This window comes from Flavobacterium algoriphilum, from assembly GCF_048158655.1.
Lineage (GTDB): Bacteria > Bacteroidota > Bacteroidia > Flavobacteriales > Flavobacteriaceae > Flavobacterium > Flavobacterium algoriphilum.
Genome location: NZ_JBLNKY010000004.1, coordinates 37,634 through 64,522 on the forward strand (window position 1 = coordinate 37,634; position 26,889 = coordinate 64,522).

The 26,889-nt window shown below is 33.5% G+C and carries 18 protein-coding genes and 1 pseudogene; 11 read left to right on the forward strand and 8 right to left on the reverse strand.

The window, feature by feature from the left end; genetic code table 11:
• Positions 1–5: 5 nt before the first annotated feature.
• Both ACM55G_RS08610 and ACM55G_RS08615 read right to left on the reverse strand, forming a co-directional pair.
• A complete protein-coding gene (locus tag ACM55G_RS08610) occupies positions 6–899 on the reverse strand; it encodes a FecR family protein (RefSeq protein WP_416843501.1) in 894 nt (297 codons plus the stop codon).
• Between the two features lie 45 nt (positions 900–944).
• Positions 945–1,466 (reverse strand): RNA polymerase sigma factor, encoded by a 522-nt coding sequence (locus ACM55G_RS08615; RefSeq protein WP_416843502.1) that lies wholly within the window; start codon positions 1,464–1,466, stop codon positions 945–947.
• Positions 1,467–1,737: 271 nt separating this feature from the next.
• On the opposite strand from ACM55G_RS08615, the gene ACM55G_RS08620 reads away from it, so the two are divergent.
• Entirely contained in the window at positions 1,738–2,769 is a 1,032-nt protein-coding gene (locus ACM55G_RS08620) for a hypothetical protein (protein WP_416843503.1), read from the forward strand.
• Positions 2,770–2,908: 139 nt separating this feature from the next.
• Complete coding sequence (locus ACM55G_RS08625; protein ID WP_416843504.1) at positions 2,909–3,628, forward strand: hypothetical protein; 720 nt, start codon at positions 2,909–2,911, stop codon at positions 3,626–3,628.
• A gap of 1,244 nt (positions 3,629–4,872) precedes the next feature.
• Here ACM55G_RS08625 and ACM55G_RS08630 read toward each other — a convergent pair.
• On the reverse strand, positions 4,873–7,035 hold the full coding sequence (locus tag ACM55G_RS08630) for a TonB-dependent receptor (RefSeq protein WP_416843505.1): 2,163 nt from the start codon (positions 7,033–7,035) through the stop codon (positions 4,873–4,875).
• A gap of 187 nt (positions 7,036–7,222) precedes the next feature.
• Between ACM55G_RS08630 and ACM55G_RS08635 the strand changes: the two genes are divergently transcribed.
• Positions 7,223–7,405, forward strand: a complete 183-nt coding sequence (locus tag ACM55G_RS08635) for a hypothetical protein (protein WP_416843506.1) — start codon at positions 7,223–7,225, stop codon at positions 7,403–7,405.
• Between the two features lie 554 nt (positions 7,406–7,959).
• Here ACM55G_RS08635 and ACM55G_RS08640 read toward each other — a convergent pair.
• From ACM55G_RS08640 to ACM55G_RS08650, 3 genes and pseudogenes are all read right to left on the reverse strand, one after another.
• Positions 7,960–8,746: pseudogene (locus ACM55G_RS08640) on the reverse strand (CmpA/NrtA family ABC transporter substrate-binding protein).
• Between the two features lie 32 nt (positions 8,747–8,778).
• The gene (locus tag ACM55G_RS08645) at positions 8,779–10,230 is read right to left on the reverse strand and encodes an alginate export family protein (protein ID WP_416843507.1); all 1,452 of its coding nucleotides are present in this window, start codon (positions 10,228–10,230) and stop codon (positions 8,779–8,781) included.
• Between the two features lie 362 nt (positions 10,231–10,592).
• Positions 10,593–11,291, reverse strand: coding sequence for a Crp/Fnr family transcriptional regulator (locus ACM55G_RS08650; protein WP_416843508.1), 699 nt, complete (start codon positions 11,289–11,291; stop codon positions 10,593–10,595).
• 147 nt (positions 11,292–11,438) lie between these two features.
• On the opposite strand from ACM55G_RS08650, the gene ACM55G_RS08655 reads away from it, so the two are divergent.
• The 4 genes from ACM55G_RS08655 to katG all read left to right on the forward strand — a co-directional run bounded on the left by ACM55G_RS08655 (position 11,439) and on the right by katG (position 19,927).
• Entirely contained in the window at positions 11,439–14,948 is a 3,510-nt protein-coding gene (locus ACM55G_RS08655; protein ID WP_416843509.1) for a molybdopterin-dependent oxidoreductase, read from the forward strand.
• A gap of 80 nt (positions 14,949–15,028) precedes the next feature.
• Positions 15,029–16,468: a rubredoxin gene (locus ACM55G_RS08660; RefSeq protein WP_416843510.1), complete on the forward strand. Its 1,440-nt coding sequence runs from the start codon at positions 15,029–15,031 to the stop codon at positions 16,466–16,468.
• 49 nt (positions 16,469–16,517) lie between these two features.
• Positions 16,518–17,069, forward strand: a complete 552-nt coding sequence (locus ACM55G_RS08665) for an acyl-CoA thioesterase (RefSeq protein ID WP_416843511.1) — start codon at positions 16,518–16,520, stop codon at positions 17,067–17,069.
• Between the two features lie 605 nt (positions 17,070–17,674).
• The gene (katG, locus tag ACM55G_RS08670) at positions 17,675–19,927 is read left to right on the forward strand and encodes a catalase/peroxidase HPI (protein WP_416843512.1); all 2,253 of its coding nucleotides are present in this window, start codon (positions 17,675–17,677) and stop codon (positions 19,925–19,927) included.
• Positions 19,928–20,428: 501 nt separating this feature from the next.
• Here the strand turns inward: katG and ACM55G_RS08675 are convergent.
• The gene (locus tag ACM55G_RS08675) at positions 20,429–20,986 is read right to left on the reverse strand and encodes a DUF4494 domain-containing protein (RefSeq protein ID WP_416843513.1); all 558 of its coding nucleotides are present in this window, start codon (positions 20,984–20,986) and stop codon (positions 20,429–20,431) included.
• A gap of 258 nt (positions 20,987–21,244) precedes the next feature.
• Here ACM55G_RS08675 and ACM55G_RS08680 point away from each other — a divergent pair, with 258 nt between their 5' ends.
• The 4 genes from ACM55G_RS08680 to ACM55G_RS08695 are packed head-to-tail and all read left to right on the forward strand — an operon-like array spanning position 21,245 to position 25,871.
• Positions 21,245–21,877: a TetR/AcrR family transcriptional regulator gene (locus ACM55G_RS08680; RefSeq protein WP_416843514.1), complete on the forward strand. Its 633-nt coding sequence runs from the start codon at positions 21,245–21,247 to the stop codon at positions 21,875–21,877.
• Positions 21,867–23,192, forward strand: a complete 1,326-nt coding sequence (locus ACM55G_RS08685; RefSeq protein ID WP_416843515.1) for a TolC family protein — start codon at positions 21,867–21,869, stop codon at positions 23,190–23,192. Before ACM55G_RS08680 ends, ACM55G_RS08685 begins: the two co-directional genes overlap by 11 nt.
• A gap of 11 nt (positions 23,193–23,203) precedes the next feature.
• Positions 23,204–24,283, forward strand: coding sequence for an HlyD family secretion protein (locus ACM55G_RS08690; protein WP_416843516.1), 1,080 nt, complete (start codon positions 23,204–23,206; stop codon positions 24,281–24,283).
• A gap of 1 nt (position 24,284) precedes the next feature.
• Positions 24,285–25,871, forward strand: coding sequence for an MDR family MFS transporter (locus tag ACM55G_RS08695; protein WP_416843517.1), 1,587 nt, complete (start codon positions 24,285–24,287; stop codon positions 25,869–25,871).
• Between the two features lie 116 nt (positions 25,872–25,987).
• On the opposite strand, the gene yaaA is transcribed toward ACM55G_RS08695, so the two are convergent.
• Complete coding sequence (gene yaaA / locus ACM55G_RS08700; RefSeq protein WP_416843518.1) at positions 25,988–26,746, reverse strand: peroxide stress protein YaaA; 759 nt, start codon at positions 26,744–26,746, stop codon at positions 25,988–25,990.
• Between the last annotated feature and the right edge of the window lie 143 nt (positions 26,747–26,889).

The window sequence follows — 26,889 nt, forward strand, 5'->3', positions numbered from 1 at the left end:
TATTTTCATTCAAAAATTATTTTGTTTAGAGCAATTTTATTCGGTTCTAAATGATAGGTCTTCGCAATAATTTGAAGGGCAACATCAAGATTGTCAATAGGAATTTTACCTGTAAATAATTCACCCGAATATTTTGCTTTCACTTCAATAGATACGTTGTACTGCCTTTGAATTTCATCTAATATGTTACGTAAATTTTCTTTATTAAAAGCAATAGTATTTTCTAGCCATTCCGGTTTAGAAGCATTAACGGTTGTATTTATCTGCTTTCCATTTTCAAAAGTAACACTTTGCCCGTGGGTTAAAATCACCTCTTTCTCTTTGTAATTTACTTTTACCCTTCCTTCAAAACAAGTTACATCAAAACGACTTTTTCTTACTTTTACATTAAATTGAGTTCCAAGAACAGCAACCTTTCCAAGATCAGTTGCAACTTCAAATTTTTTGCCTTTTGCTACTTTAAAATAAGCTTCACCATATAACTCAAGGTTTCTGTTGTTATCCCAATTCCATTTTCTATATTCAATTTCTGAACCAGCATTCAAAACTACTTCGGAGTTATCAGGCAACGAAAAAGAAACACTTTTGCCATTAGGAGCATATTGGGTTTGTGAGGCAAAGTTTTCTTCCATAAATGTAATTCCTAACCCGATAACTATAACAGCAGCCACTTTAAATAACCAATTTTTATATAAAGGAATAACTTTAGGTGTTGTTTTTTTATGACTTATAACATGTTCTAAAACTTTCGTTTCATTAAAATTGGGTACCTCTAAATGAGCAGTATAATTTTTAATTTTTTCATATTTTTCATAATCCGGATTAGCTTTAAATTCAGCTAATTGGGCTTCTGTCAAATCGTAGTTTAACCACTTTGCTAAAATGTAATTCTCTTTCATTGTATTAATCTTATTATATTTAAAACAAGTAAAAACAAATTTACCCTACTTTATACTATCAATTTCTTTTCTTAGTTCAACTAAAGCCAAATGTATACGCTTTTCAACTGCTTTAATACTTATATTTAATTCTTCCGCAATTTCGCTATATTTTTTACCATCAATTCGATGCATCAAAAATGCAACTCGTTGTGTTTCATTCAAATTTTCAATTGATTTTAAGAGCTTGATTTTGAATTGCTTTTCTTCGAGTATAAATTCCGGAGTTTCATTTGTTTTATTAAGACTAAAAAAATTATTTTCATATTCCAAAACTACTTTTTGATGTGCAATTTCGTTAAGAAAGTTATTATTGGCAATTATATAGATATAGGATTTAGCTTTTTCAATGGGAACCGAAGCACAATTTTGCCAGAGTTTAATGAAAGCTTCTTGGGCTATATCATCGGCTTGGTCTTTATTTCCATATTTATAAAAGAGAAAATTGCGAAGTGACTTTGCATGAGTTTTGAAAAAAGTTGAAAAAACAATTTTATCACAAGTTTCTGATAATGAATTTATTGTCATTTATTTCATAATTTTTTTACCTTACAAAGATATATTTATTTTTAAATTTTGGTAGGGTAATGTTGATGTAAACTGTTTTATTATTACAACCTCTATTTTTTATATGAAATGAGTACAATGAAAACTCGATACAACTGCGAAGCAATCACTGAACACAAATAAAAATATTATCAGTGAAGTAAACACTAATTAAAGATATACGAAACGGGGTTCGATGACAAAAAAAAGTCACCGATTCCAGATTCCATTAAAAAATAAATATTAGCTACATATGAAAACGATTAAATATTTATTAATGAGCGTTACGGCAATAATATTTATTTCTTGTCAAAATGAGGAAACATTGGTTATTCAAGATCCTACTCAAAACTTAAAGGCCATCTCTCCTCTTACGGATTTGATTTCTAGGGTATCACAAAACCCTACTTCTAAGGATAATATTTTGGACAATTCCAGTTGTTTTAATGTTCAGTTGCCAGTTATTGTTATTGTAAATAGAACACATATTACCGTATCTAACCAAAATGATTATATAAAAGTTCAAGCTGCATTAGATGCCTTTTCAAATGATGATGATATAGTAAACTTTGTGTATCCAATAACAATTCAGTATCAAAATTTCAAGACCGAACTGATTACAAATCCGGATCAATTAAAGAATGTTATTGATAATTGTGATGATGATGACGGGTTTGATGAGATTGACTGCCTACATATAAATTATCCAATAAAGATTAATATTTATAATGCAGATAATCAAATTGCAAACACTATTACTATTCAAAACAATAAAGATTTATATAATTTTTTGAAAGATATAGAAAGTAATGTATTTATAACGATCAATTATCCGGTTTCTATTACAAATTTTAAGGGTCAAAATGTTGTAATTACAAACAACTCTAATTTTGAAAGCAGTATTGAAGATGGGATTAAAGATTGTAATACTAATTCAGGCTCTGGAGGAAACAAGAATTTCACTTCGATTTTAACAAATGGAACCTGGCGTGTATCTTATTATTTTGATGATAGTGATGAAACTTTAAATTACAAGGGATATAGTTTCACTTTCAATTCTAATGGAACTGTTGTGGTTGTAAAAGAAAAAAATACTATCGCCGGAAATTGGTCCACTTTTGTAAATAGTAGTCAAGATATATTTCTGTTAAAATTTGATGACAGTAAATTAGATAATTTAGAGGACAATTGGAAAATTACAGAATTTACAACCACAAAAGTTAGATTGAAAAATAAAAATGCTAGCGATGGCGCAACTGATTATCTTTATTTCACCAAGAACTAATTAAAACGGAACACAAACCTCTTACTGTAAATTTTAAAGGATTTTTTTTTTTATAAATACATTAATTAAAATTGTATTTCAAAACCATTAATTATTAACCCCTAATTATATATTACTTAAACTTAAAAAAATGAAAAAAATGAAAAAAACATCGATTTTAGCAATACTTGTCATTATGATAAGTTCTTGCACGGATAATCCATCTACAAGCGGTAATGTGACATTAAAAGCTTCGTCCGTTTCTACATCTGGAAAAACGTTTACCACTGCTCGTACTGCTGCATCAACAGTGGTTTTCACGGAATTTAAAATAAACATTGCTAAGATAAAATTTGAACTAGATGAAGCAGAAGATAAGTATCTTACAAATCCTTTTTATGATAATGATGTAAAACTTGTAGGTCCTTTTTTAGTTGACATCCTAGATCCAAACAAAACTTTGACCCAATTTATTACTTCTGTTAATATTCCAAATGCCAAGTATGAAGAAATTAAATTTAAATTTGAAAAAAGTATTATGCCTGGCGAAATGGAAGGTAAAACTTTTTTAATTAAAGGGACAATAAACGGGAAAAACTTTATCATCTGGAGTGGCAAAGATGCTGAACTTGAAATGGATTTTGCAGATCCAGCTAAAGATTTCACGATTAATGGTAACGATATGACTCTTAATATAAAAATACATCTTGATGCCATAATGGCGAGATTAATAACGTTAGACAATCAAAATTTACTTCTGGATACCGATGGAGATGGAGTTATCGAAATTAGTACTGATAACGACGATGGACATCATGATCTTGGAGAGCAAATAAGAAATCTGCTTGAAAATGAAACAGACTTAGATGACAAGGACTAATTAAATTAAAACAGATTTATTAAAAAAGAGGCTATCTTTAAAATGTAGTCTCTTTTTACTTCTATTCGATAGTGTCTCACAAGTCTTCTAAATAAGCCATTCTACCCTAACCTCTTTTAACATCATTAATTATGTGCAAAGAAGTCCTCGCTTCGTTACGCTAATGCTTTAAATAGTCGACTAAGTGTTTAGAAAAACTTTATAACATTTGCTTTTTTCCAATTTCTTTATCTTTCTTATGAGGGAGTCCGAGGCAATTGGTAGTAAATTTGTCTATATATTTCCAAAGCATTTTCGTTTTGTAAAATTGTTTTTAAGACTTTAACACATTATTTAAGAAAAGAAAACTACCTTCTATTTAATTTACAACAATTTAAATACAAATAATTATGAGAATGGAGATATTTTTTTATTACTATAATTTCTGTTTTAGCAATCGGATTATTTTTGAATTCATGCTCAAAGGATGATGCTGCACTTCCAACAATAACTTTAAATCAAACCGAGGCGAGGGTAAAGCTAATTCACAAGGCGAATATACAGTGAGCGGCCATATCCAATCTGAGATTGCGCTTTCTAAGGTTGTAATTACAAAAGAGGGATCAAGCACTCCATTTTTTAACGGATGATACGACCGCAAAAAATAAAACCGACTATGATTTTGCCTATTTGATTACAGGTGTTACTACTAACACCTATCTAATAGTTGACATTTATAATCAAGCTAATGATAAAACAACAGTACGATTTTTAATTCGTCCATAATTAAAGTAATTCCATTTTATAATTATATTTGCTGGAGAATCTCACCAGCGCTATGCAAAAATGTACTTTCCAAAAAATATACATCCCTATAAGCTGCGCAAGGTAATAAATTTGCGTTTTTTTTATGGGATTAATCTGAACGAGTTGGAAAACTCCAAACAATCTTTTTTAAATTCTTGATTGTTAATTTTAAGGATTATTGTTTTAAAGACTGTTCGATTTCAGAACTGATATTTGAATAATGCGACATGCATTTTTTATACATGTACATCCATCAAACTATTAAAAAGTCCAAACACCTTGAGAAGCCAAACAATTACAACTATCAAAACCACAATGTTTAATAATTTTTTGATAAAAACAAACCTCGCTTAAAATGACTTAAGCGAGGTCGTTTTTTATGTTATTTGGTGTTGATTTAGACTTTTAGAGAAATTGGTAACGGCTGCCGCTGTTTTGTAGTGCTTATATCTAAACTATTATAGCCTAATCTTAATTCCTCCGTTCAATATAAATCCGTCTGTTGGGGTGTAAACTTCTCTAAATTGTGGATTTTGAATTGTTCCCGAAAACATATTTTCCCATTTCGATTGTCGGCTGTCCAAAAAATTTTCAAGATTCAAAAATATGCTGAAACACTTAAATTTGTATTCTCCTGAAACTCCCATAACCCAATAATCCCTAACTTTTTCGTTCTTTGTCAAATACTGATTCCCAACATAAAAAACTTCGTAAGCGATTCGCAATTTCTCTTCCCATTCATACATTACGTTTGCATTTATTCTATTTTTTGCCGTTAAAGGGTTTATAGTTCTTGTGTTATTAAAATTTCTATTTGCGTCAATATAGGTATAACCAATGTAACAGGAAATATCTTCAAAACGAAGCTTTACGTTTGTTTCAAATCCTTTAGTTTCTATATTTCCGTTGGCATTTTCAAAGGCATAATTTACCGTCAGTGGAACTGGATTAAGAACCAACGGGTTTTTGATAATGGTATAAAAAAACATTTGATTAATGGCAAAACTTACTTCGTCAAAAATGGTAGTTTTGTAATTAATATCAGCATTTAATCCATACGATTTTTCAGGATTGACTTTTGAAAAGTCCAGTGAATTTATATTTTGAAACGCCTTTTCTTCGGATTCTTCCGAGAAAATGGTAGGTGATTTGTATCCTAAACCACCGCCAAATCTTGAAGATAATTTTTCGTTGATTTTGTACAGTAACGACAAACGAGGCAAAACAAAAACATTACTTCTATTTGTAACGTCTAAACGCAAACCGCTTTCTAAAATAAATTTTTCGGTTATGTTAAGATTGTTTTGAGCAAAAAAACCAAAGGCAGCATTGTAATAATCTAACTTGTCAGCCATTAAATTCATTTGTTTGAAATTGTCCGAAACTAAATTCGCTCCCAAATTCCATTCTGATTTTTCGTTAGGGATTAGATAATTGGCTTCTGTAAAAGTGGCTATTTGTTGTCCTTCAAAATTATAAGTTTGTTTTTCTATTTTTCGGTTAAAATATCCAACGCTATTTTTAATGGTCAATATATTTTTATTGTCAAATGTTTTTTCAAATTTTGCTTGTGTCGAATATCGATTACTGTTATTTCGCTCAAAGAACATATGCGTAGCATCTGATTTGTTTTCTATTACTTGCATATCCCCACCTATTCGGTTTTCAAATCCTGCGTTTGCACCAAAACTAAAAGTCGTTTTCTCGTTTGGATAATAAAAAAACTTTGGGCTTATGGTATATCTGTCAAATTTTGGTATATCCGAGAAACCGTCATTATTCACATCATAAGCATTTTGAGAATTGCTTGAAGCATAAATTGTAAGTCCTGATTTCTTGTGTTTTCCAGCATAAAAACCACTTAGATCCAACGCTTGTGTTTGATTTATGTTTGCCAAAAATGAAATTTCTCTTGTGTCGGTTGGTTCTTTTGTAATCAAGTTTATCAATCCCGCAATGGCTCCGCCGCCATAAAGCGTTGAAGTGGAACCTTTGATAACTTCCACGCGTTTTAAATTCAAAGGTGGAATTTGTAAAATGCTCAAACCACTTGCGAAACCCGAATACAAAGGAAATCCGTCTTGTAAAAGTTGTGTATATTTTCCGTCTAAACCTTGAATACGAATACTCGCACTTCCTGAAACTTGGGAAGTTTGTTGCGTTTGAATTCCTGTACTTTCAGTAAGCAACATTTTTATATTCCCTGGTTGCATTGAAGATTTTTCTTCTAATTCGCCAGAAACAATCGCTTCGATTCGAGTTGGAGTGTTTTTTATTGTTCGGCTACTTCTTGTTGAAGTAACTTTAACTTCTTCTAATTCTTCCGATATTGGTTCTAAAAATATTTCAATAGTTTCATTTTGAGGAAATACAATATTTTTCTCCATTTTTCGGTAACCAAAAGAGCTGAAAACAATTGTTTGCTTACCGTTGGGAATGTTTTCAATTACTACAAATCCTTTTTCGTCAGAAGTAGTGAAACCGTTTTGATTTCCGGTTAGAAATACGCTAACGCTGTCAAGTACTTTTTTTGATTTTTCACCTTTGATGATTGCTTTAAAAGTGTTTTGGGCTGTTGCTAAAAATGGAAATAGCAAAAGAATGAATATTATTTTTTTCATTTTGGATTTAAATAGAATTATTCTGAAATAGTGAAACCGACAACTGCGTAGCAATTGCCAAAAAAGTAAAATCAGAAAATCATCAAATCAAGAAAGAAGAATATAGAATAAAAAGCTTATCCCGTTTTGGAAAGAAAAAGCTTTTGTAGAATGAATTGCATTTAGATACAGGTAGAATTCCATTTAAATGGAATTGAATTGGCGTGTCACTAATGTCGCAATGCGGAATACTTTGCGTTACGCTGTTTGCAAAGATTTGGTTACTAAATTGTTGAATATAGGCGTGACTTTCATTTTCAAAATTAGCCTTCTCCTCACTATCCGAAAATTCAAATACGGTATTGATATAGCAACACGAAATCAAAATTAGAAGTACTATTTTAATATATCCTTTCATTGTTGCAAATGTACAAACTATAATTCTGTTTTGTGGGCAAGTTAACTGTAATTCATTAATGAAGGATTAAGTTGTAAATTACAAAGGATTTCTAATCATAACAAAAAGACACTTCTGAGCATCTTTCTATTTCTTCCCCCTACTCTTCCAGCTACTATTTTTATTAAAACCTCTAAGCTCATAACTCTTCGCTCTCATGTAAAGACTTAAAAACCAAAGCACAATAAACCCTATGGTATTCCATTGTAATAGAGGTATTCAATACGACATTAAGAAGTTTACCATCTGATTGATTCCTACAGAATGATCACAAGAAGTATGAGTAGAAAAGGGAATTGTTGGGATAACGCAGTAGCGAAGCGCTTTTTTAAGACTTTGAAAACGGAACAGATTTATAGTAACAATTGAAAAAGAGCAAATGGAACCCAATATATTCGAATTTATTGAAATCTGGTGCAACAAAAAAAGAAGGTATTCCGCTTTAAATTATAAAACAATTGAAGAATTTTGGAAAGAGAAAAATATTTTTAAAAATGTTGCTTAACTAATAGTGCGGGTTTATTTGAATATCCAAAACATGCTTCCATTACGGCTTTCATTACTTTTACTAAATCTGCTTTACGTTTTGAGTTGAAATATTTGTTCACAACCAAAGCTTTTTCAGGATAATCTTTCCAAATGTCTGGAGAAGCTACCTGTGTAAATTCAATTCCTTGTTTTACAGCAACACCTCTCCAGGGCTCTCCTACGCAATAGCCATACATATTTCCTACCTTCATATTAGCTACTATTTGTGGAGGAGGTATCGTAATATTTTCACTTCTTTTTGATTCAAACTACCGTTTGACATCCAGTTACGCAACCATAAATCGTGTGTTCCTCCGGGGAAAGTCATGGCAAATGTCACTTCTTTTTCGGCTTTTAACTTGGCCGCAACTACTGGAGTTATTTTATTCATTTGTTTAAAACCCACTTTTCCACAAAAATCATTAGAACGTGTAATGGCCCGACTCCTGTGTATACTGAAAACGGCATAGAATACAAACAATGTGCTCCGTCTAATTCTCCTGTTAGGATTTTGTCACGAACATTCGCCCAAGAAGATTCTTTGGTTACAATAACCTCAACTCCGTATTTTTTAAATAACCCAAGTTCTTTTGCCATAACAATTGGCGAACAATCCGTAAGTAGAATGAAACCTAATCGTACAGGATCACTTTGAGTATTTATTGTTGTAAAAGCGGACAATACTATCAACAAGGTCAACACAACTCTTTTGAAAACCTTTGTTATTTGTTTATTTGAATTTTTCATTTTATTTGTTTTTAAAAATTGGATACTTTAATTTATTTTTTTGCTAAAAAGTTAGGCTTGATATTTAGCATTAGATAAGCAAATTGTGGACTAAGATCTGGTGTTGTAACATTTTTAACCGCTGCTGATGCCATTGAATTAGTTGCTTTCATGAAAGAATATCCTGCTTCAATAGTGATCATTTTAGTTAAATTGTATCGTACCATTAAGTCAACCTCAGTCCCTAAATAAGAATCTAATTCTCCTCCTGTTCCATTAGACAATTTATTTGCTGCAGCAAAACCATGTATGTCAGCAAAAAATGTAAGGTTGTCTTTTGCGTTGTATTTCATTTTAAAGAAATAGTTCAACAATCCTTGTTTTCCAAAACCATTCGCAGCATAGAAATAATCCATACTTCCCCAGAATTTGTGCGGTGTTCCGTATAATGGATCAAAAAGATTGCTTTGTGAAGTTGCTGTTACTGCTTTTGTTCCGTCTGTTCCTGATAAATAATCAATTCCAGGACCTACAAATAATTTTCTTCCTACTTGCAAAGTGGATGTTATGGAAGCCAAATTAGCGCTTATAGATCTGCCGTCTTTGTCCTTACCCCCTTGATGGTATAAGCTTCCTGTAAGATTGAATTTTCTGGTAACATTAGTGTTGAAATAAAATCCTGTAGTATTGCGACTCCAAACACCTTCACTATATACTTTACTAGTTACAGCCGGTGTTCCAGAAGTAACATTCGTATATTTATTAAAATCATCTTTAAAGAATAAAAACGAGATATCACCAAAGGAAAGTTTCTTTCCTATATAAGCATACTGAAATGATTTGTACATGGTACCAATTCCGTTTGTCCCGGCACCATAAGCAGTAGGAACTCCATTATAAACTGTCCCAGCGTTACCTTCTTTATTTTGGTTAAATGCTGCTCCAAGATCAGCAATCCATCCTTTATTTACAAATTTGAAAACGATCGCATCATGTCTTCTTCCTTGTTGCAACCAGTCTAAACCTCCTAACACTTTTTGGTCATCATAAGAGATTTCTTGACGTCCTATTTTTAAAGATAAATTTTGAATGGTGCTTATCGTGTCATTTAACATGATCTCTCCCCAAGCTTCATGAAGCATGATCCCATTATTTGCTTCTGTAGTTGTTCTATTTATGGAAGAAGCATCTTGTCCCCACACGCGCACATCTTGTAGCGCCATAAATACTTTAAACCGATATCCTGTAAATCCTATATTTAATCGTGCTCTTTGAGAATTGAATAATGCTGCTTTGTCTGCCTCTTTTTGCAAAGTCCCTTGTCCTGCTCTAAGTTCCGTTCTTTCTCTAATTTGTCCTGTTGCGGTAAATTGTCCTTTTGCTTCATTTTGGCTTAATAAGGTTAAGGCGATTCCCAAGAAAAAAGATTTTGAAAGATTTACTTTTGAAATTTTTCTCCTATTCCATCCTTGAGTGCCTCGTAATGTGGTTTTAAACTTTTGCATAATCTTATGTTTTATTAGTATGACGCAAATTTAAGTAAGTACTTATACGTATATACTATATAAAAAACAGACTGAAATAACTTTTTAGTACCAAAAAACCGTAATTAAGGTGGTTTAACTCCTGCCTTTTGACAGACATTAGAACCAAAACCAACAATAGCGTGGCTTAAGCAGTATTAAAAACGTAGTGAAAAATACGTATAGTAAAAATTTATTTGGGGAAATATTGTCAATCGGCTTTTAAAAAACATAAAAAGCGATTATTTATTCGAATAAAACAGTTGGGAGATTACATTCTCCAAAAGGAGAATACGTATCAGAATAATAAATAAAAGAAGAAAAAATGCGAATATATTGTGTAACTATTTATGTTCTTTAATTTCTAATTTTAATTTATCGGTATGAACTAATCCTATTTTCTTACCGACAGTTTTAATGAGCATTTCTTTTTTTAAACTTGAAATCACTCGTATTACCTGCTCATCAGTGGTTCCAGCAAAATCTGCAATTTCTTTTCTGGACAAATCAAGCTCTATTACGCCATTTATCTGACCGAATTTTTTATGTATATATAATAAGGTATCAATTACCCTTTCCCGCACATTCATTTGTGCAATTTTGCGAATATTATTCTCACTTTTATTAAGCTCTTCCGCATAAAACAACATTAAATCAAAGGTAAATTCAGGAACATTATGCAGTATTTCCAGCATGTCTTCATTACTGAAATCACATAATGTAGTATCCTCCAATGCATAAGCACCAATTAGGTAGCGCTTACTGGTACCAAAACCTCTGAACCCAACCGTGTCGCCATCTTTAGTTAATCGTACGATTTGTTCCCTCCCATTAATACCAGTTTTTACCGTCTTTACTTTTCCTTTGTAAATAAAATATAAACCTTGAATTGGCGCGCCTTCAATGATAAATTGCTGCGCTTTTTTACAAGTAAAACTACGTTTCCTGTTAATATAGTTTTTCATTTGTTCTAAATGAAGGTGCTTTTTAATGAAACAATTTTCATTTATACAGCTGTTACAAGTGGCTAATTCTTCTTTCATACGAAGCTACTATTTATTTTACTCAAAAATATAAAATAAAATTCATTTAATACGTATAAATACGTAAAAATACTTATTTTTACACTTTAGTAAGATCTGAAACAGATCCATATATAACCCTTTCATTATTAATAAAGAAATTCAATAATGCAAAATTCAAAAATCAAAACCACGTGTTCCTATTGTGGAGTAGGATGCGGAATTATAGTAACCAATGATTCCAAAAATGGAGTCACCGTTACAGGCGATAAAGACCATCCGGTGAATAGAGGCATGCTTTGTTCTAAAGGGATGAATCTTCATTATGTGGTCAATGATACTTCAGACAGGATTCTTTATCCAGAAATGCGATGGAGTAAGTCCCATCCTATGGAAAGAGTGAGCTGGGATACCGCTTTGGATCGTGCAGCAGCAGTTTTTTCGTCCATAATAAAAAAACATGGTCCTGACAGTGTTGGATTCTATATTTCTGGACAATGTCTTACGGAAGAATATTATTTGGTAAACAAACTGGTAAAAGGATTTCTGAAAACCAATAATATCGACACCAACTCCCGTTTGTGCATGAGTTCAGCGGTTGCAGGGTACAAAAAAACATTTGGAGAAGATGCTGTGCCAATCGCTTACGACGATATTGAACTGGCAGATACTTTTTTGATAACAGGAGCCAATCCCGCTTGGTGTCACCCTATTCTTTTTAGACGAATAGAACAACACAAGGAAAAAAATCCTAAAACAAAAATCATTGTAGTCGATCCCCGAAGAACGGATTCAGCAATAGCAGCTGATTTACATTTACAAATCATTCCGGGTACTGACATCATTTTATATCATGCTTTGGCCAAAAGGCTAATCGAAAAAGGATACGCCGACAATGATTTCATTAAAAACCATACTGAAAATTTCAAATTATACAAAGACCTTGTTCTTTCCAGTTCCTTAGAAAAAGCATCTAAACTTTGTGGCGTTCCCTTAAATGACATCAAATTAGCGGCTGAAATCATTGGTAAAGCCAAAGGATTTCTTTCGCTATGGGCAATGGGACTCAATCAAAGTGCTATTGGCGTAGACAAAAATACTGCTTTACTGAACCTTTCTTTATTAACAGGACAAATAGGAAAACCAGGCTCCGGGCCTTTTTCATTGACGGGACAACCTAATGCTATGGGTGGTCGTGAAGTAGGTGGAATGGCTAATTTATTGGCTGTACACAAAGAATTAAACAATCCGGTACATCGGAAAGAAGTAGCTGATTTTTGGGGAGTTGAAGACCTATCTGAAAAACCGGGATTAACGGCAACAGAAATGTTTGAAGCTTTGGAATCTGGGAAAATGAAAGCGATCTGGATTATTTGTACCAATCCGTTAGTGAGTTTGCCTGATTCTCGCAGAGTTGAAAAAGCTTTAGCTAATGCCAAATTTGTGGTGGTTCAGGATATTTCACATAATGCAGATACGTCAAAATTTGCCGATTTATTATTGCCGGCAGCAGGTTGGTTAGAGAAAGAAGGAACCATGACCAATTCTGAAAGACGAATTTCTTATTTGCCGAAAGGCATTAATGCACCGGCAGAAGCATTACCGGATGTGGAAATCCTGACTCGTTTTGCTAAAAAAATGAATTTCAACGGCTTCAATTTCAACAGCACCGAAGATATTTATAAGGAACATTGTCTAATGACAAAAAACACCAACATAGATATTTCCTTTTTAAATTACAATCGTCTAAAAAACGAAGGCACTTTTCAATGGCCCGTTCCTGATTATGGACATCCTGGAACCCCCCGTTTATTTACCGATAAAAAATTCTATACGCCTTCGCAAAAGGCCATTTTTAATATACCGACGGCTATTGAGAATACTTCGGAACAACCAAATGATCAGTTTCCTTATATTCTAACCACGGGTCGTATAAGAGACCAATGGCATACGATGACTAAAACCGGTAAAGTGTCCCGATTAATGACGCATATTCCGAGTCCTGTGCTTGAAATAAATCCTATTGATGCCTACAAAGCGTCCATAAATAATGGAGATATTGTTGTAGTGACCAGTAAAAACGGAACTGTTCGTGTAAAAGCGAAAGTTTCCGACACTATTAGAGAAGGCGTGTTATTCTTGCCGATGCACTGGGGGAAACAATTGGAAAATGATTTGAACAGAACCAATAATTTGACTAATACGCTGGTAGATCCTGTATCGAAAGAGCCTGACTTTAAATTCACCACTGTCGCGGTTGCTAAATATGTAAAACCTTTCGAGAAAATCGCGGTTGTAGGTGCTGGAGCAGCTGCTTTCCGATTCATTCAGAACTACAGGGAAATCAATACTTCAGACGAAATTATTGTATTTTCAAATGAAGAAAACCCATTTTACAACCGGGTTTTATTACCGGAATACGTAACTGCAGAACTTTCTTGGGAACAGCTTTTAAAAATAAAAGATGAAGCGTTAAGCAAGCTAAATATCACCCTGAAATCGGGTGTTTCAATTGATAACATCAACACCAAAGAAAATATAATTCTAGATAGTGACGGCATCGCCCATTCTTTTGATTCTTTAATTTTAGCCACAGGAAGCCGACCTTTTATTCCTGAAAATGCACAATTACATTTGCCGGGACGATTCACCATTAGAAAAAAAGAAGATGCTGACCGATTAAAAAACTATTTGAATAACACTAATTTAGTTGCAGAAAAGCAACATGTAGTTATCGTGGGTGGTGGATTATTAGGATTAGAATTGGCGGCAGCCCTAAAACATAAAAAAGTAAAAATCACTATAATTCAAAGGGCTTCCCGATTAATGGAACGTCAATTAGACCGAATTTCGAGTAAATTATTGGCCGAAGAAGTACAACTTCGTGACATTCAAATTTATTTTGATAACGAAGTCAGTACCGTATTCGAAACCGAGAATCCAAACGAATTAGAAATTGCCCTGAAAAGTGGTCGAATTATCACTGCCAATGCCATCGTATACACCATTGGTACTATTCCAAATATAGAATTAGCCAAAGAATCAGGGATATCCTGTGGACGTGGTGTAAAAGTGAATCAGTATTTACAATCATCGAATCCAAATATATTTGCTATTGGAGAAATTGCTGAATTCAACAACCAGTTATTCGGAATTACTTCGGCAGCTGAAGAACAAGCGGATGTATTGGCGAATTTTATGGCCGGCGATGTCAGCAGTTTTTATAAAGGTTCCGTTTTAATGAATATCTTGAAACTGGAAGATATAAATTTATGTAGTATTGGCGAAGTAGAAATTCCGGACAATGACGCTTACGAAGAAATTGTGTTTGCTGATTTAGGAAAAAGATACTATAAAAAATGTATCGTCAAAAATGACTTATTAGTAGGTGCTATTTTGATGGGTGATAAAAACGAATTTGCCGAATTCAAAACGATGATTGAAAGCAAAATCGAATTATCAGATAAAAGAAATACGCTGCTTAGAGGAAGTTCGAATACGAAACCCGTACTAGGCAAGTTAGTGTGTTCCTGCAGCCAAGTAGGAAGTGGGAATATTGAAGAAGCTATAAAAAGTGGCGTGACTAACTTTACCGAATTATGCAGAACCACGGGTGCTGGATTAGGTTGTGGAAGTTGCAAAACGGAAGTAAAAGAGATATTGGCGAAGATTAAATAAAATAGTTTTCAGTCTCAGTCTCAGTTTTCAGTTGCGTACTGAGACTGAAAACTGAGACTGAAAATTCTAAACTATAAATTATGGAATTGACAAGACTAATAGTAAAAGGAGGCGTAATTTCACCAGGTGAATTGCGAGTAATTGTAAATATGGCTTTAGAACAAGGACTTGATGCAATCTCCTTTGGTTCTCGACAAGATATTATATTCCCTAAAGGTTTTACTCCTATTGAAAAAGAAAAAACAGGTAAGAACTATTTTGTTTATCCCAATGAAAAAAGTGGAAACAACATCGTTTCTTCTTATGTATCTACCGATATTTTTAGAAATACCCCTTGGCTTACGGGAAATAAGTTTTTATATATTTTAGAGCAATTTAAAGAACAACCCAAGCTTAAAGTTAACATCACCGATCCAAAACAACAGTTAGTTCCTTTATTTACGGGGCACATCAACTTTATTGCTTCGGATCATGACGATTATTGGTTTCTCTATATCCGTTTGCCAAAATGGGATAAAATGGAAATGTATCCCGTATTGATTTACAGTTGGAATATCGCCGAAATATATTATGCAATAGAAAAAATACTCGAAGAAGAACCCGATTCTGTAGACATGATTTTTCAATTAGTCAATGATGCTTTGGGTACCAACAACAGAACCATTGACAAACCTTTAAATATTCCTTTCTATCCATTTCCATATTATGAAGGAATGAATCGATTGGGAATTGATCAATATTGGTTGGGGTTGTATTGGAGAAATAATCTCTATGATTTAGAGTTTTTGAAAGAAATGTGCGATTTATGTTTTGACTGCAAAATTGGAAAAATATGCATCACGCCATGGAAGTCCTTTATCATTAAAGGAATCCCAAAAGACAGCAAATTAGATTGGGAAAAATTCTTGGGTAAAAAAGGAATTAACGTGCGTCACTCTTTATTAGAACTTAACTGGCATTTACCGGTTGCCATGGAATGGGCTTTAAATCTTAAAACTTTTCTGGTTCGAACACTCGACCAATTTGACATCAGTACGTATGGACTTACCTTTGGAATAACAGAATACAATCGTGACGGACATTATTTCACTTCAATTATACTCGAAAAAAATGAATTACCAAAAGACTTGGAGTCCATCAAAATTAGGGATACATATAATGTTTTGTATGCTAAAAATTTTGATCCGAATACCAAAGAATATATTGTTCATGCCCAAGATGTAGACAAACTGGAATTACCAACCATTTTGATTGAATTGAGTAGAAAATATTTTGAAGATTTAGGAAATTTAGTTGTTCAAGTTAGTAAAACAAACACCAAAAAAGAAAAAGCAGCACAAGATGTTCATCAATGTCCGGAATGTTTAACGGTATACAATTCAGAATACGGTGATGGTATTCAAGGGATTGAAAAAGGGGTTTTATTCAAAGATTTACCCGAAGAGTACTGTTGCTCACTATGTGAATCTCCAAAAATAAATTTTATAGTATTGGCAGGAGAAAAACTGAATACTTTATAACTTAAGCTGTAAAAGAAAATACTCTTTTTAAAAACAATAAATTCAACAGATGAATACTGGTTTCAAAACGGTAAGTTCTTCTTACATTACAATTTCCGAATTAATGCTGCCTTCACACACAAATTTTAGTGGCAAAATACATGGAGGTTATATTTTATCATTACTCGATCAAATTACTTTTGCTTGTGCTTCAAAATTTTCCGAAAATTATTGCGTAACGGCATCGGTAGATACCGTGAATTTCTTAAAACCTATTGAAGTGGGCGAATTAGTAACGATGAAAGCCAGCGTAAATTACGTAGGAAGCAGCTCCATGATTGTGGGTATTCGTGTGGAATCAGAAAATATTCAGACAGGAACCGTTAATCATTGTTATTCGTCCTATTTCACAATGGTTTCCAAAGACAAAGAAGGAAAAAAAGCAGCCGTTCCCGGATTATTACTTACTAATCTAAAAGAAGTGAGTAGGTTTCAAAACTGTGTAAAACAAATTGCTTTGAAAAAAGAAAGAGAATATCAAAAGAGTATTGCAACTTTTGGATCTAGAGAAAGTATTTTGAGTTTAAATCAATATAATATTAAGGTGGAATTGCAATACTAATTAATATGATTTGCTAATATTAAAACAATAACGTCTTCTGGCTTGCCAAAGTTCTGGTTTTGAATTCCGTTTGCCTAAATGTAGCCCAAGAGTTTATTAGAATTACTCCTTTTAAAGTTATACCATCTGCCCTCATTTTGATAAACGCTTGTCGCTATTTTGTTTGCAGAACAAACATCATTATATTATTTTTCAATCTCTGTGTATCCAACTCTTGAAATCCAATTCAATAACACCAAGAACTACATTGCTATTCATACCGTTAGTACTACCACACGAGCAAATCATATTGATTTTTAATAATTAATTCACTTAAGATTCTTCTTGATATTAAAGTATTTAGGCAAGAAAACTCACTCTCTAAAGCGTTGCAGTAATAGAAAGTAAAGATCGATCAAACATTTAGCTGAATGTCGAGTTTTTGGGCTCAATACTAACAGAACGATCTCCAAATGCTATCACACCATTTAATTAAACATTTTTCTGTAAGTTGACTGTATAACGGATTTTAGAAAAGGACTATAGTTTTTATCTATTAAAAATAAATTTCGATAAGAATGTTTTTATGTAAATTCGTACTCTAGAAAATAATATAAAAATACAATATGGAAAATAACACAAATCCGACCACAGCGCCCTACAATGTGAACAGTGAAAGTAAATGTCCGTTTAATCATGGTGCAAGTGCTGGTACTCCGGCAAAGCAAGGTGCTGGTTCTGCTCCGGCAAATCGCGAATGGTGGCCAAATCAATTGAAATTAAACATCTTACGCCAACACGGAGCGTCATCTAACCCAATGGGAGAAACGTTCAACTATGCGGAAGAGTTCAAGTCTTTGGATTTTGCAGCCTTGAAAAAGGACATCATGGATTTAATGACCACCTCACAAGACTGGTGGCCGGCAGATTATGGCTTTTACGGAGGTCTATTCATCAGAATGGCTTGGCACAGTGCAGGTACGTATCGCATCGCAGACGGACGTGGTGGGTCTGGAGCTGGAACGCAACGCTTTGCACCATTAAACAGTTGGCCAGACAATGCCAACTTAGATAAGGCTCGTTTGTTACTTTGGCCTATCAAACAAAAATATGGTAGAAAAATTTCTTGGGCTGATTTATTGATTTTAACAGGTAACTGTGCTTTAGAGTCGGCTGGTTTTGAAACTTTTGGTTTCGCTGGCGGACGTGAAGATGTTTGGGAACCAAATGAAGATATTTATTGGGGCTCTGAGCGCGAATGGTTAGGTGACAATCGTTATAATGGAGAACGTGAATTAGAGCAACCTCTTGCTGCAGTTCAAATGGGATTAATCTATGTAAATCCAGAAGGACCTAACGGAAACCCAGATCCAGTATTAGCAGCGCATGATATTCGTGAAACTTTTGCCCGTATGGCAATGAATGATGAAGAAACTGTTGCATTAAGTGCAGGTGGACATACATTGGGTAAAACCCATGGCGCCGCAGATCCAGAGAAATATGTTACTGCAGAACCTGCTGGAGCACCTATTGAAGAACAAAGTCAAGGTTGGAAAAATAGTTTTGGTACTGGTAATGCTGGAGATACAATTACTAGTGGTTTAGAAGGGGCATGGACTACCACTCCGTCAAAATGGAGCAATAACTATTTCGAAAATTTATTTGGTTATGAATGGGAATTAACCAAAAGTCCCGCAGGTGCGCACCAATGGAAACCAAAAGATGGTGCAGGAGCTGGTTTAGTGCCAGATGCTCACGACCCATCAAAAAGTCACCAACCCTTTATGTTGACGACAGACCTTTCACTGCGATTTGATCCTGCTTATGAAAAAATCTCAAGACGTTTTCTAGAGAATCCAGCCCAATTCAATGATGCATTTGCTAGAGCATGGTTCAAGCTAACGCACCGTGATATGGGTCCAAAGACTCGCTATTTAGGACCAGAAGTGCCTGCCGAAGAATTAATCTGGCAAGATCCTATTCCTGTGGCTACACATCAATTAATTGACAATCAAGATGTTGATTTTCTAAAAGCAACAATTTTGGCTTCAGGATTATCAGTTTCTCAATTGGTATCAACTGCATGGGCTTCCGCATCAACTTTCCGTGGGTCTGACAAACGTGGTGGAGCAAACGGTGGTCGTATTCGTCTAGAACCTCAAAAAGATTGGAAAGTGAATAATCCTTCTCAATTGGAGAAAGTTCTAGAAACACTTGGTCAAATTCAAAAAGAATTCAACAACGCTAATTTTGGCGGTAAGCAAGTCTCCATTGCGGATTTAATAGTTTTAGGTGGTAGTGCAGGAATTGAAAAAGCAGCAAAAAATGCTAATCAAGATGTGAAAGTGCCTTTTACACCCGGAAGAACAGACGCTTTACAAGAACAAACAGATGTAGATTCATTTGCAGTTCTTGAGCCTCAAGCAGATGGTTTCCGTAATTACGTTAAGACAAAATATACGGTTTCAGCTGAGGAACTCCTTATTGATAAAGCACAATTATTAACACTATCTGTACCAGAAATGACGGCTCTAGTTGGTGGTATGCGTGTGTTGAATACAAACTTTGATCACTCGCAAACGGGAATTTTCACAAAACGTCCAGAGGCTTTAACGAACGATTTCTTTGTAAACTTACTTGATTTAGGTACAACTTGGAAAGCTGTTTCCGAATCGGATGACGCATTTGTAGGTACCGATCGTAAAACAGGTGCAATCAAATGGGTTGGAACGCGTGTGGATCTTATTTTTGGTTCTAACACAGAGCTAAGGGCCATTGCTGAAGTTTATGGCTGTGGAGACTCTCAAGAAAAGTTTGTTAAGGACTTTATTGCAGCGTGGACTAAGGTAATGAACCTAGACCGTTTCGACTTAGTTTAATTATAAACCTTGTAGTATATAGTATTAAAGGTGGCCTGTAATGGGCCACCTTTTTTATTTGCCTTTTGATCTGCTTTTTTCCATTTTTACCTAGGCGGATTGATATCCATACTTTTAGCGAAAAAGAAGCACTAAAAGCCTTATTCTATTTTGATATTTTCCTAGTTGACGCTTAATGCTTCGATTTGTTCGAATAGGTATACTTTTTTTATTAACAAAAATTCTAAATCACTAAAAAATTGTTTTCTATTTTTCAAAAAGCCATAAGACAAATTACTATTTATCTTATGACCATATTTTTTATCTTTATTTTTAAATTTTAAATACTCTTGTAGAGGAAGTTCCAGAAAAGCATACGAGAAAGTCTTAGCGAAACAGGACGAATTGAAATTATGAAAAGCTTACAGTTAAAATTAATAAAACCGCAAATTCGCAGATAAAAATAGTTAGCAACTGTTTCTATAATGTGCGAATTTGCGGTAATTTTTTTTACAAATTATCTTAAACTGTAGCTTCTTCTTCAGGAGCCGTTTCAAACTCCATGTGATCTACTATCTCAGCAGCTACTTCCGGTTTAGAACCTTTGAGCGCATTGAATCGTTCTAATTGTTCGAGTTCCCCTTCTTCCCCACTGAAATAAGGAAAAACATCCATAATAGGAGATTCTGATATAGCAGGAATAGTATAATCGCCCATTGAACCTTTCATCACACTGATCGTGTTATCATAAGCTTCTTTTACATCATTAGCTTGCACTAATAAATACATATTAGTCTTGCGTTCCTTGCCGCTTTCTTCGTCGTACGCCAATAATGAAACTTTTGATCTAAACCAACGATCTGCATTTTCGAAAGGATGAATCTCGGCATAATTGGCCACTTTTATATTCGTAATTTTAAATTCTTCACTGATATAAGCCGACATCTCTTCATTAATTCTACTTTCTGCTTCGGTATAGGATAACGCATCTATCAAGTACGGTTCTGTTGTAATCTTTTGTCCTCCCGTTTCATCCGTTTTTCTATATTTTACTTTGCATTCATACCACGTTGTGCTCATCTCTTTTTTTTTAAGGATGTCAAAGATAGATTTTAAAGGGAAAATAAATTCACAATTTATAAAATAGATATTCACAATTTCACATAGATTCTCCTATTGCTTTTTTTAACACTTTAGGTTCGAATTTCAATAAAAATTCTTTTTCGACGAAATTTCAACAAAATAAAAATCAATTTTATTGTGTTAAAATATTGTTAAATTAAATTAAACGACTGTTTAATTTAAACACTTGTTTAATTTTGTGCCATATTTAAATTTATGGGGGCAAATACTGATTTTAACGAAAAACAAATCAAAATACTTCAGGTAGCCGAAACGCTATTTGCTGAAAAAGGTTTTGATGGTACTTCAATCAGAAACATCTCAAAAGAAGCAAAAATAAACATTGCGATGGTTTCCTATTATTTTGGATCCAAAGAACGTTTGCTCGAATCCCTCATTTTATATAGAACTTCCGATTTAAAATCGCAATTAGATTCCTTAATAAAAGAAAACCTCGAGCCTATTGAAAAAATCAATAAGTTAATCGAGCTGTATATTAATAGAATCAATAGTAATAAAGGAATTTATAGAATTATACATTTTGAATTTGCCACTAATAAACGGGATTTGAATTTTGAATCCTTTACCGAATTAAAAAAAGGAAATCTAAAATCCCTTGAAGCTATAATCGTAGAAGGCCAAACGAAAGGCGTTTTTAGAAAAGACATCATAATTCCACTAATAACGCCCACAATACTGGGAACTTTTTTTCATTTTCATATGAATAAACCGTTCTTTCAAAATTTACTAAACTTGAAAACCGACGATCTATATAATAATTACATAAGAACCAATTTGACAAAGCACATCCAACAAACTATAAAAGCCCTTCTAATATATGAAAGTTAGTCAATTAATGCTCTTTGGGATTTTCTTTATAGGAATTTCTTCAATAGAAGCACAAGAAAAAACCAGTTTAACACTCGATGAAGCCATTCATATGGCTTGGTTAAAAAGTAATGACATTAGTTTAGCCAACACCAAAGTGGCGACTAAAAAATATGAATTACAATCGGTAAAAAACAGTCAATATCCTGATTTAAAAGTGTCGGGACAATACCAACGATTGGCAAAGGCTTCAGTAAATTTAAAAATTAATAAAAGCAGTACTGCGGAACCGATGCCTGTGGTAGATCAATTGATGATTGGTCAAGTTAATGCCAATGTTCCCGTTTTTGCAGGTTTTAAAATCCAAAACAGCATCAAATTTTCTGAGAATTTGTATCAGGCAGAAAATGCAACAGCTTCCCAAGCAAAAGAAGAAATTGCGTTGAAAGTGATCAATAGCTACGCTAATTTATACAAATCGCAAAAAACGATTGAGCTACTCAAAGAAAATCAAAAAAGTGCACAGCAACGGGTCGCTGATTTTAGCGATTTGGAAAAAAATGGTGTTATTCCTAGAAACGATTTATTAAAATCCCAATTACAAGTTTCAAAAATTCAATTGTCAATAGATCAAGAAAATAACAATTTGAATGTTGTAAATTTCTATTTAGTGACTCTTTTAAAATTACCAGTTACAACCAAATTAGAAATTAGAGAAAGTGATTTTGCTAATTTTCAAATGGATAACATACCTACTAATGAGGAGCCCGCATTACAAAATCGTAAAGATTTAGAAGCGATTCGGTTTCAGGAAAAAGCAAGTAAGGCTAATATAAAAATGGCAAAAAGCGCCTATTATCCTGCTATTTCCCTTATTGGCGGTTATACTGCATTAGACTTAAAAAATGTGATAACGGTTCAAAACGCAATGAATTTTGGTGTTGGTATTTCTTATGACATAAGCTCTATTCTTAAAAACGGAACTCTGGTAAAACTAGCCGAGAGCAAATCATTAGAAGTTCAAAATTCGCAAGCAGTATTGACGGATTATATTAAAATGCAAGTTGAAAAAGCGATAGAAGATTATGATTTGGCATTAAAACAAAATGAAGTTTATGCTCAAGCTGTAGAACAATCAACAGAGAATTACAGAATCATAAAAGACAAGTACGACAACGGACTTTCAGACACTAATGATTTACTGGAAGCCGATGTAGAACAATTGGGTTCAAAAATTAATAAAGCATTAGCTAAAGCCAATATCATACAGAAATACTACGAATTACTTTCTGTTACCGGACAATTATCACAATCTTTCAATCTTTCAAAAATATAATCACCACTCACATGGAAAAGAAAAAAACAAATACAAAATTCATTATTATTCTAGTGGCTTTGGTTGTATTAGGCGGAACTTATGGAACGTATAAATACATGCACTCCTTATCGCACGAAGAAACCGATGATGCGCAGATAGAAAAAAACATGAATCCAATTATTCCAAAAGTTTCGGGATATGTGGACAAAGTATATATAAAAGACAATGATTTTGTAAAGAAAGGCGATACGCTTTTTACGATTGACAAAAGAGATTATCAATTAAAAATTGATGAAGCAAGTGCAGCGTTAATGGCTGCTGAAGGGAATTTTGAAGTCTCAAAAGCGGATATCGGTAGCGCTTTGGCTAATATTTCTGTTTCTGATGCTAATGTACAATCAGCAGGTGGAAATATCGAAACTGCAAAAATTAGATTAGGCAGAATTACCAGTGATTACAATCGTTATGAAAATTTATATAAAAATCATTCGATAACAAAACAACAATATGAGCAAGCTTTAGCAGCAAAACAAGAAGCGGAAAGTCAAATACGTATTTTACAACAACAAGAAAAAGCAAGCTCCTATCAAAAATCAGTTATTGTAGCCAAATCAAAAGTTTCAGGTAAACAAACTGAAGTTGCTGCTGCCAATATCAAAAGAGCAGAAGCAATGCTTGAAGCTGCAAAATTAAATTTATCCTACACTTCAGTTACCGCGGCTATCGATGGGCAGGTTTCAAAAATTGATATCCAACCAGGACAATTGGTGCAACCGGGACAATCTCTTTTTTATATTATCAATAATTCTAATGCTTGGATAATTGCTAATTTCAAAGAAACACAATTGAACAAAATGATTATTGGACAAAAAGTAACTATTAAAGTTGACGCGTATCCTGACTACGATTTTGAAGGTACATTGACTTCATTTTCTCCTGCAACAGGTTCTCGTTTTTCTATATTGCCTCCGGATAATGCTACTGGTAACTTTGTAAAAACCATTCAAAGATTACCTGTAAAAATTAACTTGAATGCAACTAATGATGTTGAAAAAATAAAATTATTACGACCGGGAATGAATGTTGACGTTGACGTACATTTAAACTAAAATGGCACAAGTAAAAGTAGAAGATGATTTAGTAGAATATGGTTATAGACGAGTTCTAATTACGATCACAGCAGTACTTTGTGCACTGTTGGAAATCGTAGATACTACTATTGTCAATGTAGCTTTAACAAACATGAGAGGAAGTCTTGGCGCTACATTAAATGATGTTGCCTGGGTAATTACTGCTTATGCTATTGCAAATGTTATTGTAATTCCAATGACGAGTTGGCTTTCACAACAATTTGGAAGACGAAATTATTTTGTGACTTCCATCATTATTTTTACGATCTCGTCCTTTTTATGTGGTAATGCCAATAATATTTGGGAGCTTATCGCTTTTAGATTTATACAAGGTCTGGGTGGTGGCGCTCTATTAGTGACCGCGCAAACAATTATAACCGAAAGTTATCCAGTTGCAAAACGTGGTATGGCACAGGCTATTTATGGAATGGGTGTAATTGTGGGACCTACATTGGGTCCACCATTGGGAGGTTATATTGTTGATAATTTTTCTTGGCCCTATATTTTCTATATCAATATTCCTCTTGGAATCATTGCCACTATTTTGGCTTTGAGTTTTGTAAGAAGCCCTAAATTTGGTGAGAAATTAAAAGCCAAACAAGTCGACTGGTTGGGGATTTTCCTTTTGACAGCTTTCATCGGATCTTTACAATTTGTTTTAGAACACGGACAACAAGATGATTGGTTCAATAATAGAGTCATTACATTTTTAAGTGTCGTATCCGTTTTTGGATTAATTTTATTCATCTGGAGAGAATTAACGTATAAACATCCTATTGTAAATTTAAGTGTTTTAAAAGATGGAAATCTCCGAATTGGAACCGTAATGTGTTTCATTTTAGGATTTGGACTGTATGGTTCCACTTTAATTATTCCTATTTACACACAATCTATTTTAGGATGGACCGCCACAGATGCAGGTTTATTGCTTATTCCAGGTTCCATTACAACTGCTATTATGATGCCTATTATTGGTAAATTAATCCAGAGAGGCGTTCCTCAAGGGTATATGGTAGGTATTGGATTCTTAATATTCTTTTTCTTTACGCTGATGATGCATAATAATATGACACCAAATACTGGTGTGGAACATCTTTATTGGGGATTGATTTTAAGAGGAATCGGATTAGGATTACTTTTTGTGCCTATAACGACACTTTCCCTTTCCACATTAAAAGGAAAAAATATTGGTGAAGGAGCTGCTTTTACCGGAATGATGCGACAACTGGGAGGTTCTTTCGGAATTGCCATTATCACTACTTTCATCACAAGATTTAGCCAAGAGCATCGAGTGAATTTGGTTTCCCATTTAGACGGAAGCAGATTAGAAGTGCAACAACGCGTGATTATCTTGCAAAAGGGTTTTATGTCCAAAGGATTTACCAGTAATGAATCTTTGAAAAAAGCCTATCAGGTAATTGATTATTCAGTCATGAAGCAAAGTACCGTTCTATCTTATATGGATATTTTTCTTTACCTCGGAATTATGTTTTTATGTTGTATTCCTATTATTTTTTTAATTAAAAAAGGAAAGAACAAAATCAATCCTGCAGATGCAATGCATTAGATTTTTGATTGCAGATTAACGATTTTAGATTTCGTGTTGATAAATACGAGATATCTATTTTAAGAGGTTTAAAACTTCTGCAATCAAAAATCGTTAATCAACAATCTGAAATCATTTTATCGAGTGAATACCAAATGATTGTCTTTGGATAAATTAGCATCAAATTGATAGCCTTCATAATTGAATCCTTTCAAATCTTCAATTGTTTTTGCATTGGTATCAATGATGTAACGCACCATCATTCCCCTAGCCTTCTTGGCAAAGAAACTGATTATTTGTAGTTTTCCATTTTTATAATCTTTGAACTCAGGAGTAATTACGGGAACTTTCAAGGCTTTAACATCAATTACCGAAAAATATTCGGTACTGGCTAAATTGATAAATAATTCTCCTTTTTTAAGTTCTCTATTTAATGCTGTTGTAAGCGTTGCTTTCCAAAATTCATATAGGTTTTTGCTTTCACCAATAGGTAATTTTGTTCCCATTTCCAATCGGTACGCTTGTATTAAATCCAATGGTTTTAACAAGCCATACAAACCGGATAATATTCGCAAACTATCTTGTAATGTCTGTAATTTTTCTATCGGAATCGAATAAGCATCTAATCCAGTATATACATCTCCGTCAAAAGTAAAAACTGCAGGACGCGCATTTTCTATAGTAAAGGGTGTTTTCCATTCTTGATTGCGTTTCCAGTTTAAATCAGCGAGTTTTTCCGAAATACTCATTAAATCAGATAACTGAGCAGGCTTTTTTTCTTTTAAAACTTTATGAACTTGTCGTGATTCTTTTAGAAACTGGGCTTCTGTGTGAAGTGGACTGGGTAACTCTTTTTCAAAATTTAAGGATTTGGCCGGTGATATAACAATTTTCATATACTATACGCTTTCAAGTTCTTTTTATTAATTGTTTCAAAAGTACAAATTGAAAACAACAAAGTAAGAATCTATGAATTGATTTGTTTAATAGTATAATAGAAAATGAAAATAGCCACCAAAAATTTTTGTGTATTTTTGAA

Excerpts from the sequence above, each read along its gene's own strand:
- ACM55G_RS08610 (WP_416843501.1), bottom strand. The coding sequence starts at position 899 with ATGAAAGAGAATTACATTTTAGCAAAGTGGTTAAACTACGATTTGACA.
- ACM55G_RS08615 (WP_416843502.1), bottom strand. The coding sequence starts at position 1,466 with ATGACAATAAATTCATTATCAGAAACTTGTGATAAAATTGTTTTTTCA.
- ACM55G_RS08620 (WP_416843503.1), top strand. The coding sequence starts at position 1,738 with ATGAAAACGATTAAATATTTATTAATGAGCGTTACGGCAATAATATTT.
- ACM55G_RS08625 (WP_416843504.1), top strand. The coding sequence starts at position 2,909 with ATGAAAAAAACATCGATTTTAGCAATACTTGTCATTATGATAAGTTCT.
- ACM55G_RS08630 (WP_416843505.1), bottom strand. The coding sequence starts at position 7,035 with ATGAAAAAAATAATATTCATTCTTTTGCTATTTCCATTTTTAGCAACA.
- ACM55G_RS08635 (WP_416843506.1), top strand. The coding sequence starts at position 7,223 with ATGGAATTGAATTGGCGTGTCACTAATGTCGCAATGCGGAATACTTTG.
- ACM55G_RS08645 (WP_416843507.1), bottom strand. The coding sequence starts at position 10,230 with ATGCAAAAGTTTAAAACCACATTACGAGGCACTCAAGGATGGAATAGG.
- ACM55G_RS08650 (WP_416843508.1), bottom strand. The coding sequence starts at position 11,291 with ATGAAAGAAGAATTAGCCACTTGTAACAGCTGTATAAATGAAAATTGT.
- ACM55G_RS08655 (WP_416843509.1), top strand. The coding sequence starts at position 11,439 with ATGCAAAATTCAAAAATCAAAACCACGTGTTCCTATTGTGGAGTAGGA.
- ACM55G_RS08660 (WP_416843510.1), top strand. The coding sequence starts at position 15,029 with ATGGAATTGACAAGACTAATAGTAAAAGGAGGCGTAATTTCACCAGGT.
- ACM55G_RS08665 (WP_416843511.1), top strand. The coding sequence starts at position 16,518 with ATGAATACTGGTTTCAAAACGGTAAGTTCTTCTTACATTACAATTTCC.
- katG (WP_416843512.1), top strand. The coding sequence starts at position 17,675 with ATGGAAAATAACACAAATCCGACCACAGCGCCCTACAATGTGAACAGT.
- ACM55G_RS08675 (WP_416843513.1), bottom strand. The coding sequence starts at position 20,986 with ATGAGCACAACGTGGTATGAATGCAAAGTAAAATATAGAAAAACGGAT.
- ACM55G_RS08680 (WP_416843514.1), top strand. The coding sequence starts at position 21,245 with ATGGGGGCAAATACTGATTTTAACGAAAAACAAATCAAAATACTTCAG.
- ACM55G_RS08685 (WP_416843515.1), top strand. The coding sequence starts at position 21,867 with ATGAAAGTTAGTCAATTAATGCTCTTTGGGATTTTCTTTATAGGAATT.
- ACM55G_RS08690 (WP_416843516.1), top strand. The coding sequence starts at position 23,204 with ATGGAAAAGAAAAAAACAAATACAAAATTCATTATTATTCTAGTGGCT.
- ACM55G_RS08695 (WP_416843517.1), top strand. The coding sequence starts at position 24,285 with ATGGCACAAGTAAAAGTAGAAGATGATTTAGTAGAATATGGTTATAGA.
- yaaA (WP_416843518.1), bottom strand. The coding sequence starts at position 26,746 with ATGAAAATTGTTATATCACCGGCCAAATCCTTAAATTTTGAAAAAGAG.